At 66.5% G+C, this 13,610-nt stretch carries 12 protein-coding genes and 1 tRNA gene; 9 read left to right on the top strand and 4 right to left on the bottom strand.

All coding sequences use genetic code 11. From position 1 onward, the window contains the following. Positions 1-148: 148 nt before the first annotated feature. A complete protein-coding gene (locus AC2IR1_RS11825; RefSeq protein ID WP_486472170.1) occupies positions 149-1,651 on the top strand; it encodes an amidase in 1,503 nt (500 codons plus the stop codon). A gap of 98 nt (positions 1,652-1,749) precedes the next feature. Here AC2IR1_RS11825 and AC2IR1_RS11830 read toward each other — a convergent pair whose 3' ends face one another. From AC2IR1_RS11830 to AC2IR1_RS11840, 3 genes are read right to left on the bottom strand one after another with little or no spacing between them, the layout of a single operon-like run. Beyond that, positions 1,750-2,745 carry a TRAP transporter substrate-binding protein gene (locus AC2IR1_RS11830; protein WP_486472171.1) on the bottom strand — a complete coding sequence of 332 codons (996 nt, stop codon included), beginning with the start codon at positions 2,743-2,745 and terminating at the stop codon, positions 1,750-1,752. A gap of 3 nt (positions 2,746-2,748) precedes the next feature. After that, entirely contained in the window at positions 2,749-3,285 is a 537-nt protein-coding gene (locus tag AC2IR1_RS11835; RefSeq protein WP_486472172.1) for a TRAP transporter small permease, read from the bottom strand. 11 nt (positions 3,286-3,296) lie between these two features. Further along, positions 3,297-4,583: a TRAP transporter large permease gene (locus AC2IR1_RS11840; protein ID WP_486472173.1), complete on the bottom strand. Its 1,287-nt coding sequence runs from the start codon at positions 4,581-4,583 to the stop codon at positions 3,297-3,299. A 167-nt stretch (positions 4,584-4,750) separates the two neighbouring features. Here AC2IR1_RS11840 and AC2IR1_RS11845 point away from each other — a divergent pair, with 167 nt between their 5' ends. The 7 genes from AC2IR1_RS11845 (at position 4,751) to AC2IR1_RS11875 (ending at position 11,949) form a co-directional block, all read left to right on the top strand. After that, entirely contained in the window at positions 4,751-5,485 is a 735-nt protein-coding gene (locus tag AC2IR1_RS11845; RefSeq protein WP_486472174.1) for a TetR/AcrR family transcriptional regulator, read from the top strand. 13 nt (positions 5,486-5,498) lie between these two features. Beyond that, on the top strand, positions 5,499-5,843 hold the full coding sequence (locus AC2IR1_RS11850; protein ID WP_486472175.1) for a RidA family protein: 345 nt from the start codon (positions 5,499-5,501) through the stop codon (positions 5,841-5,843). 75 nt (positions 5,844-5,918) lie between these two features. Further along, a complete protein-coding gene (locus tag AC2IR1_RS11855) occupies positions 5,919-7,157 on the top strand; it encodes an NAD(P)/FAD-dependent oxidoreductase (protein ID WP_486472176.1) in 1,239 nt (412 codons plus the stop codon). 27 nt (positions 7,158-7,184) lie between these two features. Beyond that, positions 7,185-8,456 carry an aspartate aminotransferase family protein gene (locus AC2IR1_RS11860; protein ID WP_486472177.1) on the top strand — a complete coding sequence of 424 codons (1,272 nt, stop codon included), beginning with the start codon at positions 7,185-7,187 and terminating at the stop codon, positions 8,454-8,456. After that, positions 8,453-9,973: an amidohydrolase family protein gene (locus tag AC2IR1_RS11865; protein WP_486472178.1), complete on the top strand. Its 1,521-nt coding sequence runs from the start codon at positions 8,453-8,455 to the stop codon at positions 9,971-9,973. Before AC2IR1_RS11860 ends, AC2IR1_RS11865 begins: the two co-directional genes overlap by 4 nt. Beyond that, a complete protein-coding gene (locus AC2IR1_RS11870; RefSeq protein WP_486472179.1) occupies positions 9,967-10,875 on the top strand; it encodes a CobW family GTP-binding protein in 909 nt (302 codons plus the stop codon). Before AC2IR1_RS11865 ends, AC2IR1_RS11870 begins: the two co-directional genes overlap by 7 nt. A gap of 21 nt (positions 10,876-10,896) precedes the next feature. Next, entirely contained in the window at positions 10,897-11,949 is a 1,053-nt protein-coding gene (locus AC2IR1_RS11875) for a phosphotriesterase family protein (RefSeq protein ID WP_486472180.1), read from the top strand. A gap of 179 nt (positions 11,950-12,128) precedes the next feature. Here AC2IR1_RS11875 and AC2IR1_RS11880 read toward each other — a convergent pair. After that, a tRNA-Leu gene (locus AC2IR1_RS11880) sits at positions 12,129-12,214 on the bottom strand. A 187-nt stretch (positions 12,215-12,401) separates the two neighbouring features. Here AC2IR1_RS11880 and speB point away from each other — a divergent pair. Beyond that, positions 12,402-13,364 carry an agmatinase gene (gene speB / locus AC2IR1_RS11885; RefSeq protein WP_486472181.1) on the top strand — a complete coding sequence of 321 codons (963 nt, stop codon included), beginning with the start codon at positions 12,402-12,404 and terminating at the stop codon, positions 13,362-13,364. Positions 13,365-13,610 lie beyond the last annotated feature (246 nt).

Here is a 13,610-nt window from a genome sequence, read left to right on the forward strand (position 1 = left end):
GGGGCGGAAGATGCCGGGAAAGAAGGCAGTGGCGAGGCTGCAGCGGGGGCGCGTTGGCTCTGTTAATTGACTAGTGTTCAATTGGGGCCTAGATCCGGTATCGGGCCTCCCTCCAAAGGGGCCCGACTTCCCTGCCCAGGACATGCCGATGACCCTCAAGATTTCCGATCCCGCCGACCTTTCCGCTGCCGAAGCGCGGCGTCTCATTGCCCGCAGGGCCCTGTCCGCCGAAGAGCTGGCGGAGGCCTGCATCGCGCGGGTCGACAAGATGGACCATGCCGTCAACGCGCTGGTCGCGCGTGATTTCGACGGGGTGATCGAGGGCGCGCGCGCCGCCGATGCCGCCCAGGCGAAGGGCGAAACCCTGGCCCCGCTGCACGGGCTGCCCTTCGGCGTGAAGGACATGATCGACGTGAAGGGCCTGCCGACGACCTTCGGTTCGGAACTGTTTCGCGACAATATCGCCAAGGGCGACGACCCGATCGTCGCGGCGATGCGCAAGGCCGGTGCGCTGCCCATCGGCAAGACCAACAACCCCGAATGGAGCGCCGGTGGCAACACCCGCAACCGCGTCTATGGCGCGACGGCAAACCCCTATGACCTGACGAAGACCTGTGCCGGGTCCTCGGGCGGATCCGCGGTTGCGCTGGCCTGCGGATATGCGCCGCTGGCGACCGGGTCGGACACCGGCGGGTCGCTGCGCAACCCGGCGGCTTTCTGCGGTGTTGTCGGCTACCGGCCCAGCCCGGGCATCGTGCCGGGCAACAGCCGTCCCATGGGCTACATCCCGATGTCGACCTCCGGCCCGATGGCGCGGACGGTGGAGGACACGGCGCTGATGCTGTCTGTGCTGGCCCGCCCGGACATGCGCGACCCCTACAATGCCGTGATCGAGGGCCGCAACGCCTGGGATCCGGCGGGCTTCGCCCAACTGCCGCGCTGTGACCTGTCTTCGCTCAAGGTTGCCTGGACCGAAGATTTCGGCTTTGCCCCGACCGAGGGGATCGTGCGCGATCACTTCACGACGGTGGTGAAGGCGCTGACCCCGGCCTTTGGCCAGTTCGAGGCGGAGACGCCGGATTGCACCGATGCCGACCGGATCTTTGCCGTGCTGCGCGCGGTGCTGTTCCTGGGCATGCACGGCAAGCGCGTGGACGAAACGCCGGAGCTGGTGGGCCCCAACGTGATCGACAACGTGGCCGAGGGCCGCAGCTATACGGCCGAGGACACCGCCGATGCGCTGCTGAAGCAGGGCAACTACTACCACCGCTGGCAGAGCTGGTTCGAAAAGTGGGACGTGATCCTGTCGCCCGCCGTGACGATCAGCCCGCGCGACTGGCATGAGCTTTACCCGACCGAGATCGATGGCGCCCCGACGCAGAGCTACTATCACTGGCTGGCCATGGCCTATGCCTCGACCATCGCGGGGCATCCGTCGATCACCATCCCCTGCGGGTTCGATGCCAGGGGCATGCCCTTCGGGCTGCAGATCACCGGGCGCCGTTATGCCGACCGTCAGGTGCTGGCCGTCGCGGCGGAGCTGGAAGCCGTGATCGCGGGCATTCCGGACCTGGCGCCGCGCGCGCCCGATTTCGAGGCCCTGGCCGCCGCTGGCCCGCTGAGCGCGGTCGAAGGCTTCCTTAGCCTCTGAGGCCTGCGGGCGGATCGGTCCGGCGCAGAGCCTACAGAAGAAAGCAGAAAGGGCGCCTTGCGGCGCCCTTTCATTTTTCGATCCGTGAGTGGATTGGGTCAGTCGGCGTATTCGGCGACCATGGCACGCAGTTCCTGCACGCGGTCCTGGGGGACGTCGGTCAGCAGTTCGCCCATGTCGGCCGTGGCGTCCTTGAAGGTGGCCAGTTCGTCCGCCGTGGGTTCGTAGACGGCGATGCCTGCGGCCTCGAGATCCTTCTTGTGCTGCTCTTCGGTGGTGTCGACGAAGTCGAAGACCTCTGCCAGCGCGGCGTCGGAGGCTTCGGTCACCTGGGCCTTTTCCTCATCCGAGAGCGCGTCCCACCAGGTGGTGGAGGCGAGCGCCAGACGGGCGGAGATGATCACCTTGGCATCGGTGAAGTTGGTGAAGAGGTCCGACTGGCCGAAGGCAAGCGGCACGATGGAGGCGTTGACGTAGCCGTTGGCGATTCCGGTCTGGATGGCGTTCGGAACTTCGGAGAAGGGAATGACAACGCCGCTGCCGCCCATCATTTCGAACATCTTCAGCTGGTTCGGGTCGAGCGCGCGCATGCGCAGGTCGGCCATGTCGGCGGCCGTCTTGACCTCGTGCTTGTTGTTGAAGATGCCGAGCATCGCACCCGAGGGAACGACGGCCAGCACGCGCATGCCTTCCGCTTCGAGCTTGGCGTTCACTTCGTCCAGGTAGCCGGATTCGGTGAAGAACTTGTAGACTTGGGCGGAGGAGTCGAAGGTATAGGGCAGCTGCATCACGCGCATTTCGGGCACGAACTGGTTGCCCATGGCGTAGTTGGACATGGAGAGATCCAGGATGCCGGCGCGGATCTGGTCCAGACGCTCATCTTCGCCGCCCAGGGAGTCGCGGGGGAATTCCTCGGTCGACCAGCCTTCTTCCTTCAGTGCGGTCAGCAGGTTGTCGACATAGCGATAGGTCGCCTGCTTGTCCCGGTCGGGGGTCGCATCAAGGGCGACGCCGATCGACTGCGCCTGTGCGGTGCCGGCCAGCGGCGTGGTGAGGGCAAGGGCAGCGGCCGTTGCGAAAAGGAAACGTTTCATTGGTCACTCCGTCATGTTGGATTCGAATTCTTCGGCGTAGGCGGTTTCGCGGGCGAGAACGCGCGGCGAGATCAGGGCGCCGAGACCGGCCAGCCCGTGAAGCAGGATGAGGATGGTGGCGACCGGCAGGGCGGAGGCCATCCAGGCCGTCGACACTTCGAGCCCTTCGGACGTCCGGCCAAGCTGGCGTTCGACGAAGGGAACCGCGTAGTGCAGCACCGGCAGGAAGAAGACCCAGGAGCCGATGAAGCGCGCAACCACCTGTGCCTTCTGGCGCCAGATGACGCTGGCGGGCGGGTGGACCATGGCCGGGTCGGCATGGGTGTGGAAGGCGCAGGAGGCGCCCAGCAGGCCACCCCAGACCATCAGCCAGCGGGCCAGTTCCTCTGTCCAGAAGGGCGGGGAGGCGAAGACGTAGCGGGCCACGACCTGCAGCATCATCACGGCGAGCATGCCGAGGAAGAGGAAGGCGGCCAGGCGTTTCGCGATCCGGTTGAGGACTTCGGACAGGGTGTAGAGCGCATCGGCGAGTTTGATCATCTGTCCGCTCCTTATTGGATGAAGCCGGTGAGGCGCGGCAGGACGAGGCTGATTTCCGGCACGAAGGTCAGGATCAGCAGCACGGCCAGTTGCACCAGCAGGAAGGGGGCGGCGGCGCGGGCGATCGACCAGTAGGGCGTGCCCGAGACGGTGGAGACCACCAGCAGGGCCGCGCCGAAGGGGGGCGTGACGATGCCGAGGGTCAGGTTCACCACGATGACGATGCCGAGGTGGACGGGATCCATGCCCATGGCCAGCCCCGGCGGCACCAGAAGCGGGACCAGCAGGGCCAGGGCCACCGGCACTTCGAGGAACATGCCTGCGACGAGGAAGACGGCGTTGAGCAGCAGCAGGTACTTCCAGCCTTCGAAGCCCAGGCCCACCAGCAGGTCCGCGATCTTGCCGGGGATCTGTTCGAGCCCGGCCAGGTAGCCGAAGATGGCCACGGCGGAGAGCAGGATGAAGATCGAGCCCGACAGGATGGCGGTGCGTTCCAGGCTTTCGACCAGCTTTGCCCAGGTCATTTCCTTGTAGATGATGCCCGCCAGGATGGCACAGCAGACGGCGACGCCCGCGGCTTCGGTCGGCGTCATGATGCCGAAGACGATGCCGGCCAGGATGATGATCGGGATCACGGTGGCGGGCAGGGCATAGACGAAGCGGCGGCCCAGTTCGCGCAGGCCGATGCGTTCGCCCGTGGGGTGGTCATGGCGATGCGCCATCCAGGCGTTGGCCCCGAAAAGCGCCAGGGCCATCAGCAGGCCCGGCAGCAGCCCCGCAACGAAAAGCGCCGTGACGGAGGTGTTCATCAGCGCGCCGTAGAAGATCATGACGATGGAGGGCGGGATGATCGGCCCGATGACCGAGGAGGCCGCCGTGACGGCGCCCGCGTAGGAGGCGGTGTAGCCCGCCTTGCGCATCGCCGGGACCAGCGTGTTGGAGACCGAGGCCGCGTCGGCCACGGCGGATCCCGAAATGCCGGCGAAGAAGACGGAGGTCAGGATGTTCACGTGGCCGAGCCCGCCCTTCAGCCGAGCCATCAGGCCCATGGCCAGTTCCAGCAGGGCGCGGGTGACACCGGCGCGGTTCATGATTTCGCCTGCCAGGATGAACAGCGGCATCGACATGATCGAGAAGAGGTCGATGTGGGCGATGATCCGCTGCGGCGCGGCGGCAAGGAAACGCACCCGGTCTGCCGCGACAAAGGTCAGGATCGAGGCTGCGCCTATCAGATGCGCAAGCACGGCTCCGCCGAACAGCAGGAGGGTTGTTAACACGAGGATCGCGATTGCCGCCATGGTGGCTCCGGGTCAGGAATTTGATCGTCTGCAACCCGACGGGCTGCAGGGAAGTGTTGAACTTTTTATTGAACGGTGATCAATAAGGAGCTGAGAAAACTTCGGCTGGAGTGGTCTCGGTTTCAAAAACGATGACTGTTTGGGCGAAATTTGGAGGCGACAGCTGAGTGGCTGATCAAAAAACAGGCAAAAAGCCCCGGGGGCGCGCTGCTGCAGTCGGTCTGACCAAGGAACGAATCGTCGAAGCGGCGGTGCGGCAGATCGATGAAAAGGGCCTGGCCAGCTTCTCGATAAGAGAGCTGGCGCGGGTGCTGGGCGTGTCGCCCGGCAACATCTACTGGCATGTCGGCGGTGCGAAGGAAGACCTCTTTGCCGAGATTTCGGCCTCGATCACCGTATCGGTGTCGGAGAACCTGGCGCCGGGCATGGATTGGCAGGCGCGGCTTCGCACCGTCTTCCTGGCCTATCGCGACCTGGTGCGGGATCATGCCAATGTTGCCCCCTTGCTGGGCGCGCAGCTGAAATCGAACGGGGTCGCCAACCTCGCCTGGGTCGAAGTGGTCCTGGGCGCGTTGAAGGAGGCCGGCTACTCGGGCGAGATGCTGCGCGACGCCTTCAATGCGCTGATCGGCGGGCTTGCGGGTTTCGTCACGATGGAATTCGCCCCGGGCCCCACGGATGTAGACGAGGCCTGGGAAAAGACCTTTGCCGAGCGGATCACCGCGATCGACGCCGAGCGTTTTCCGCTGACCCATGCCGTCCTGCCCGACGTCGCCAACCGCATCTTCGTTCTGCGCTGGCAGAACGGCGCGAAAATTTCATACACCAGCAGTTTCGAATTGCTGCTGGATCTCCTGATCGAGGGGCTCGCCGCGCGGGCGCCCGATCGCAAGACGCTCTGAACAAGGATCCAACATGAGCTCCATTCCCGCACTTCCCTTCTCCAAGGTTCGCCGCATCGGATCGACCGTCTACCTGTCCGGGGAGCTGGGCTTTGCCGCGGACGGCACCATTCCCGCCGGGATCGAGGCGCAGACCCGCAACTGCCTGGACCGGATCAAGGCCACGCTGGAGGGCGAAGGCCTGTCGCTGGCCAATGTCGTGTCCTGCACCTGCTTCCTGGTCGACACGGCGGATTTCGGCGCCTTCAATGGGGTCTATGCCGAGTATTTCGCCGATCCCCTGCCGGTGCGGACCACGGTGCAAAGCGGCCTGATGATCGACGCGAAGGTCGAAATCACGGTCATCGCCGAAGCATGATGTCGAGGCCGGGGCGGCATGCCCCGGCCTTTTCTTCTTTTGGCCCCGGGAGGCGGGGCCGCGAAAGGCAAGTCCATGTCTGAAATTCTCGTCCTCGGCGCCGGTATGGTCGGCGTTTCCACCGCGCTGGCGCTGCAGGCGCGCGGTCATGCGGTGACCCTGGCAGACCGGCGCGCGCCGGGGCAGGAAACCAGCTACGGCAATGCCGGGGTGATCCAGGTGGAGGCGGCGGAGCCCTATGCCATGCCGCGCGACCTTGGCACGCTGCTGAGCTTTGCCACGGGGCAGAGCAACGACGTGGTCTTTTCGCTGGCTGGCGTGCGGTCGATGGTGCCGGCGCTGTGGCGCTACATGCGCGCCTCCGCGCCGGCACGACACCGGCAGATCGGGGCGCACTACAGCCAGCTGACCCGCCGTGCGACCGAAGATCACGCGCCCCTGATCGCGGCCGCCGGGGCCGACAACCTGATCACCCGGGATGGCCTGGCGATCCTGCTTCGCGACGAGGCATCCTTCCGCGATGCCGTGGCGGAGGCGGAGCGCCTGAAGGCGGATTACGGTGTCCAATCCAAGATCTTCGACGGTGCCGCCTGGCGGAAGGAAGAGCCCGCGCTGCTGACGGATCCGGCAGGGGTGGTGCATTATACCGACAGCTGGACGGCCTCCGATCCGGGCGGGCTGACGGCGGCCTATGCGCGCCTGTTCGAGGCGCGCGGCGGCAGGATCCTGGAAGCGGATGCCGACAGCCTTCGCCGCCAAGGTCAGGGGCAGGGCTGGTGCCTTGATGGGCCCGATGGCGTGACGGAGGCGGAGCAGGTCGTGCTTTGCCTCGGGCCCTGGACGGGCGCCTATCTTGGCCGCTTCGGATTGAAGGTGCCGATGATCCTGAAGCGCGGCTATCACGGTCACTACGATGCGCCCAAGCGCCCGCGCCGCCCGTTCCTGGATGCGGCGAACGGTGTCGTCGTGGGATCCATGGCGAAGGGGGTCCGGGTGACCACGGGTGCGGCACTGGTGCGCCAGGATGCGCCGGCCGATCCCCGGCAGCTGCGCCGGGCGGAACGCGGCCTTGCCTCCCTGATCGAGCTGGGGCCGAGGGTGGAGGAGCCGCAGTGGTACGGCACCCGGCCCTGCCTGCCGGGCATGCTGCCCATGGTGGGGGCGGTGCCGGGGCAGGCCGGGCTCTGGACCAATTTCGGCCACGGGCACCAGGGGTTCACCCTCGGCCCGACCACGGGCCTGCTACTGGCGGAAGCCATGGCCGGAGAGGGAGGCGCCCTGCATGCGGCGCTCAGCCCGGCTGCGCAACTGTGACATTCCATTCGTTCAAGAGAGGCTTCCATGCTGACTGATCGCTATTCCCAGCTTGATACGGCGCTGGATGCGGCGCTGGATCGCTACCATGCGCGCAACCCCGGCAGCCTTGCGGCGCTGGCGCGGGCCAAGACCGTGATGCCGGGGGGCAATACGCGGTCGTCGCTTTGGGTGAACCCTTTCCCGCTGTGCATCGAGGGTGGTGAGGGATGCCGGATCCGCGATGTGGACGGGCATGTCTACGTCGACCTTCTGGGCGAGTTCACCGCCGGGATCTTCGGCCATTCCTCAGCGGTGCTGGCGCAGGCGCTGGCGGATGCCCATGCGCGGGGCATCAACCTGTCGTCTCATACGCCCTACGAGGTGGAGCTGGCGGAACGGCTGGTCGCGCGCTTCCCCTCGATGGATCTGCTGCGCTTTGCCAATTCGGGCACGGAAGCGAACCTGATGGCCCTGACGGCTGCGCGGCTGGTGACGGGGCGTGGCCGCGTCGTGGTGTTCGAAGGGGGGTATCATGGTGGGGTGCTGACCTTCGGGCACGGGAATTCCCCGGTGAATGTGCCGTTCGATTTCGCCTGTCTGCCCTATGACGACATCGCCGCGGCAGAGGCCGAATTCGCGGCCCGTGGCGAGGAGATCGCAGCGGTCCTGATCGAACCGATGCAGGGGGCAGGGGGCTGCCGCCCGGCCAGCCCGGCCTTCCTGCAGAAGCTGCGGGATCTGACCGCGCAGAGCGGCGCGGTGCTGATCTTCGACGAGGTCCAGACGGCGCGGATGTCCCTCGGCGGTGCCCAGGCACGGCTGGGGATCACGCCCGACATGACGACGGTCGGCAAGTTCTTCGGCGGTGGACTGGCCTTCGGCGCCTTCGGCGGCAAGGCCGAGATCATGGAGCGGTTCGATCCCGCCCGTCCGGATGCGCTGCCCCATGCGGGGACCTTCAACAACAACAGCCTGACCATGGCCGCCGGTGTCGCCGCGCTGGACACCTACCTGGGCGCCGAGGCGCTGGATGCGCTCTTTGCCCGGGGCGAGGCCCTGCGGTCCGACCTGAACGCGCTGTTCGAGGAGATCTCGTTGCCCTTCGAGGTGACGGGGATGGGCTCGATCATGAACATCCACGCCCGCAGCGAGGCCGGGGCCGAGGTGGATCGCAAGCTGCTGACGCTGCTGCAGCTGACCCTGCAGGAACGTGGCTACTACATTGCCGCGCGCGGGCTGATGGCCCTGTCGCTGGCAGTGGGTGACGCGGAGATCGAGGGCCTGCTTGCCGCCCTGCGCAGGGGGCTGCCGCTATGACCGGGATCGCGGATATCGTCATTCGCGGCGGTCGCGTGATGGACCCGGAGACGGGCATGGACCGGATTGCGGATGTGGCCATCCGGGGCGCGGCCGTGGTTGCCATCGGCCCGGATCTTCCCCCGGGGCGGGAGGAGCTGGACGCCACGGGCAAGATCGTGGCGCCCGGGTTCGTCGACATCCACGCCCATGGCCAGACCCTGGCGGCCGATCGCATGCAGGCCTTCGACGGGGTGACCACGGCGCTGGAGCTTGAGGTCGGCGCCCTGCCGGTGGCCGAATGGTATGACACCCAGGGGGCCTGCCGCCGCGCGCTGAACTACGGCACCTCCGCCGCCTGGCTCTTTGCCCGGCAGAAGGTGATCTCCGGCATTGCCCCCAGCGGGGCGCAGCCTTCGATGCAGGCCATGGGGCAGGGGGCGGAGGATCGTCGCTGGGCCATGGATCCCGCCACCGACCTCCAGGCGGAGGAGATCACGGCGCTGGTGGCCGAAGCCCTGGACGAGGGCGGGATCGGCATCGGCATTCCCAACGGCTATGCCGCCGGCACGGGCATCCGCGAACTGACCCGGATCTGCGAACTGGCGGCGGGCCGCGACAGCGTCACCTACACGCATATCGCCAATATCTCGAACATCGATCCGAAATCCTCGCTGGAAAGCTACCTGCAGATCATCGGCCTTGCGGGGGCGACGGGCGCGCATATGCACGTGTGTCACCTGAATTCCACCTCTCTCACGGATGTCGCGCGGTCGGTCGAGGTCCTGAGCAAGGCACAGGCGCAGGGGCTGCCGATCACGGTGGAGGCCTATCCCTATGGCACCGGCTCTACCGTCGTCAGCTGGGATTTCCTGACCAGCGAGGGGTTCGAGGCGCGCACCGGCGCGGAATACAACCAGATCCAGCTGGTGCGCAGCGGGGCGCGCTTCCGCGATGCCGACGACATCCGGCGCGCCGCCGCCGAAGCGCCGGCAGACCTGATCATGTGGCACTTCCTCGATACCGACCAGAACCCCGAGCATGAGCGGCTTCTGGATCTTTCGGTGACCTATCCCGGCGGTTCCATCGCCTCCGATGCGCTTCCCTGGACGATGCCGGACGGCGGTTTCTACGATGGGGACGCCTGGCCGCTGCCCGATGATGTCACCTCTCACCCCCGGTCTTCGGGGACCTTCACGCGGTTCCTGTCTCGCTACGTGCGCGACCGGGCCGTGATGCCGCTGATGGCGGGGTTGGCAAAGTGCACGCTGATCCCCGCGCAGGTGATCGAACGGGCCGCACCGCAGATGCGCCGCAAGGGACGGCTGCAGGTCGGCTGTGACGCGGACATCACCGTGTTTGACCTGGATGCCCTGGCGGATCGTGCAACCTTCGAGGAGATGAACCGCCCGGCGGAGGGCGTGTCGCATCTACTGGTTGGCGGGGTGCCCCTGATCCGCGACGGCGTGCTGGATCGCGACGCTGCGCCGGGAACGGCCGTGCGGGGATCGGGTTCGCGGGAGGCGGGCGCATGGTGACCCCGGTTCTGCTTGTCACCGGGTTCCTGGGCGCCGGGAAGACCACGCTGATCAATTCGATCCTCGAAAGCGGCGTGCGCCGTGTCGCGGCCATCGTCAACGATTTCGGCGCGATCAACATCGATAGCGAGATCATCGAGGGCAAGGCCGACGCCGTTGTCGGGCTGGCCAATGGCTGCATCTGCTGCTCCCTTCAGGGGGATCTGCTGCGCAGCCTGAAGCAGGTGCTGGTGCAGGACCCGCCGCCCGAGGCGATCGTGATCGAGGCCTCCGGCGTGTCCGACCCCCGCGGCATCCTGGAGACGGTGCAGGATCCGGTGCTGTGGAATGCGGTGCGGCTGGACGCTATCCTGTGCGTGGTGGATGCCCAGGCGCTGGCCGATGATCCCGCGCGGGCGGAGGATCCGCTGTGGAAGGCGCAGGTCGGGGCCTCCGACTTCGTGGTGCTGACAAAGACCGATGGGGCCGATCCGGAGGGGCTGGCCGCGCTGCGGACCCGGATCAGCAGCGCCTATCGCCTGAAGATGTTCGAGACCGACAGCGAGGGCCTTCCGACGGATCTGCTGTTTCTCGACACGCCCGTGGCACGCGCGCCGTTGGCGCCGGGCCGGGTGCAGGATGCGGGGCGCTTCACTTCCCTGGAATGGACGACGCCGGGGCGGCTGCCTTTCGCGGGCTTCCAGAGCCTGATCGAAAGCCTGGCGCCGGTGCTTCTGCGGGCCAAGGGCGTTGTCGCCCTGCGCGAACGATCGGAGCCCCTGCTGTTCCAGATGGTCGGGCGGCGTGCGGGGTTCGAACCCTCCGGCGCGGCAGCGCCGGGGTGCCGCCTTGTGCTGATCGGCGAGGCGGAGGCCTTTGACCCCGAAGAGGTGCGCGCGCGGCTTGACGCGCTGGCGATCTAGGACTGATGAAGGAACGACGACATGACCCCCAGTGATCTGACGGGCAAGGTGCAGACGGTGACGGGCCTCGTGGCGCCGGAAACCCTTGGCGCGACCCTGATGCATGAACATCTCTTCATCGACCTCAACCCGCCGGCCTATCGCGCAGAGGTCCTGCCCGAAGGGGTGTCCGACGCGGCGATCGACCTGTGCAACTGCTTCCGCGCGGCCTACGGGCAGGGGCATTTCACCGACAACTACCGCATCGACGACTTCGCCGTCGTCCGGGGGGAGATCGAGGAGATGCAGCGCGCCGGTGGCAGCTGTGTCGTGGATCTGACCGTCGGTGGCCTGGGCCCGCGTCCGCTGCTCCTGCAGCGGATGGCGGAGGAAACGGGTGTCGCGCTGGTGATGGGCTGCGGTCACTACGTCGAGGAATACCAGCTGGCGGAAACCGCCGAAATGACGGTGGATCAGCTGGCGGCGCAGATGACGGGCCAGATCCTTGATGGCGCCTGGGGCACCGAGGTGCGCGCGGGCATCATCGGGGAGATCGGGTGCCAGACCCCATGGACCGAGCGCGAGAAGCGCGTGATGGATGGGGCGATCGAGGCGATGAAGGCCACCGGAGCGGCCCTGAACGTGCACCCGGGCCGCGAGGCCGATCAGCCGCAGGAGGTGGCCGATCATGTCCGCGCCCGCGGCGGCCGCATGGATCGCCTGATCCTGAGCCATATCGACCGGACGATCTTCGACGAGGACACGCTGTTCCGGCTGGCCGATACCGGCTGCATGATCGAATATGACCTCTTTGGCTGGGAAACGAGCTACTACTGGCCGAACCCCGACATCGACCTGCCCAATGATGCGATGCGGGTGAAATGGCTGCGAAAGCTGGTGGAACGTGGGCATCTGGACCAGATCCTGATCAGCCACGACGTCTGCACCAAGGGGCGGCTGGAACGCTTCGGTGGGCACGGCTTCCAGCATATCTTCGCCAACGTGGTGCCGCTGCTTCTGCGGCGCGGCTTCGATCAGGCGGAGGTCGACCAGATCCTAGTCGCCAATCCGGCGCGACTGCTGACTTTCGTCTGAGGCTCTGCGGGCGTCCGAGGTTCTGCGGGCGTCTGACGCGTTGCGGGCGTCTTGCATCGCGAGGTTCTGGACTGGCTCGTGCGGGTGTATGCGGCGGCGCATGCGCCGAAGTCTGGGCCGGTGTCTGGAAGAGGGCCGCGTCAGAAGGGCGGGGCGCTCCGGCGGCGGCGCCGGAGTGTTGGTACCCAAGGTCGGACTCGAACCGACAAGACCTCGCGGCCGGAGGATTTTGAATCCTCTGCGTCTACCATTCCGCCACTTGGGCCCGGGAGGCGAGCCTCCGGGCCTTCGGTTTATCCAAGGGCCGCCGCCGCGTCCAGAGCGAATGCGGCGCGCGGTGCGGCCCGCGCCGGGGTGGCGTGCTGCAGCAGGGGCAGGGGCCCTCGACGTCCCGTCGCGCGCTGCCTAGTCTGCTCCGGACAATGGGCAGAGAGACCGGACAGGAGAGGGACATGACGCGGCACGGCTATGAAACGGGGCGGTTGAACCTGCCTTTCGTGGGGATCTGTACTTTCGGAAAATATCCGCTGGTCGAGGACTGGAATGCCATCGATGCCGATGTCGCGGTGATGGGGGCGCCTTTCGATGCCGGGACCCAGTGGCGGGCAGGGGCCCGCATGGGGCCGCGCGGCGTGCGCGAAGCCTCGACCCTCTTCTCCTTCGGGCATGCGGGGGCCTATGATCACGAAGATGACGTGACCTACCTTGATCCGGCGAAGGTCAGCATCGTCGATATCGGGGATGCCGACATCATCCATACCGACACGATCCGCAGCCATGAGAACATCGAACACGGTGTGCGCCGGATCCTTGCGGCGGGGGCGCTGCCGGTGGTCATCGGCGGGGATCACTCCGTCAACATTCCCTGCATCAATGCCTTCGAGGGGCAGGAGCCGTTCCATCTTGTGCAGATCGACGCGCATCTGGATTTCGTCGATGAACGTCACGGCGTGCGCCATGGCCATGGCAACCCGATGCGGCGGGCGGCGGAAAAGCCCTATGTCACGGGGCTGACCCAGGTCGGGATCCGCAACGTGTCCTCCACCGCGCGGGATGGGTACGAAGATGCCCGGGCCATGGGGTCGGATATCCTGTCGGTTCGCCAGGCGCGCCAGCTGGGAACCGAAGCCCTGCTGCGACGCGTGCCCGAAGGAGAGCGCATCTACCTGACCATCGACATCGATGCCTTCGATCCGTCCATCGCCCCCGGCACGGGCACGCCCAGCCACGGTGGTTTCCTCTACTACGAGGTGCTGGAATTCCTGGACGGGCTCGCGCGCCGAAACGAAATCGTCGGGATCGACCTGGTGGAAGTGGCGCCCGATTACGACCCGACGGGGTCGACCTCCATCCTTGCGGCGCAGCTGCTGATGAACCTGATCGGGCGGGTCCTGCACCATCGTGACCCGGCCTGAGGTGGAGGCGTCCCGCAGAGGGCGCGACAGGGAAGAATCGTGAACCTCCGGGCGCGACTCGCATGCTGACAATCGATTCGGCGGCCGGTCAAGGAATGTGGCGGATTCGTGTGAAATTCTACTCAAGGTAGTTGCTGGGTATTCCCGGGATGACTTTGGGGAGAATCGAATTTGGTAAACAAGGCCTCAATGTGGGCAGAATGGGGCAATCGGGCAGGCTGGTTAATGTTTCGACCGAGGAAACCG

Source organism: Pseudooceanicola sp. NS-SX8 (genome assembly GCF_057380755.1).

What these genes read in the sequence shown, in the direction of transcription:
- AC2IR1_RS11825 (WP_486472170.1), top strand. Translation starts at nt 149, where the DNA reads ATGACCCTCAAGATTTCCGATCCCGCCGACCTTTCCGCTGCCGAAGCG.
- AC2IR1_RS11830 (WP_486472171.1), bottom strand. Translation starts at nt 2,745, where the DNA reads ATGAAACGTTTCCTTTTCGCAACGGCCGCTGCCCTTGCCCTCACCACG.
- AC2IR1_RS11835 (WP_486472172.1), bottom strand. Translation starts at nt 3,285, where the DNA reads ATGATCAAACTCGCCGATGCGCTCTACACCCTGTCCGAAGTCCTCAAC.
- AC2IR1_RS11840 (WP_486472173.1), bottom strand. Translation starts at nt 4,583, where the DNA reads ATGGCGGCAATCGCGATCCTCGTGTTAACAACCCTCCTGCTGTTCGGC.
- AC2IR1_RS11850 (WP_486472175.1), top strand. Translation starts at nt 5,499, where the DNA reads ATGAGCTCCATTCCCGCACTTCCCTTCTCCAAGGTTCGCCGCATCGGA.
- AC2IR1_RS11855 (WP_486472176.1), top strand. Translation starts at nt 5,919, where the DNA reads ATGTCTGAAATTCTCGTCCTCGGCGCCGGTATGGTCGGCGTTTCCACC.
- AC2IR1_RS11860 (WP_486472177.1), top strand. Translation starts at nt 7,185, where the DNA reads ATGCTGACTGATCGCTATTCCCAGCTTGATACGGCGCTGGATGCGGCG.
- AC2IR1_RS11865 (WP_486472178.1), top strand. Translation starts at nt 8,453, where the DNA reads ATGACCGGGATCGCGGATATCGTCATTCGCGGCGGTCGCGTGATGGAC.
- AC2IR1_RS11870 (WP_486472179.1), top strand. Translation starts at nt 9,967, where the DNA reads ATGGTGACCCCGGTTCTGCTTGTCACCGGGTTCCTGGGCGCCGGGAAG.
- AC2IR1_RS11875 (WP_486472180.1), top strand. Translation starts at nt 10,897, where the DNA reads ATGACCCCCAGTGATCTGACGGGCAAGGTGCAGACGGTGACGGGCCTC.
- speB (WP_486472181.1), top strand. Translation starts at nt 12,402, where the DNA reads ATGACGCGGCACGGCTATGAAACGGGGCGGTTGAACCTGCCTTTCGTG.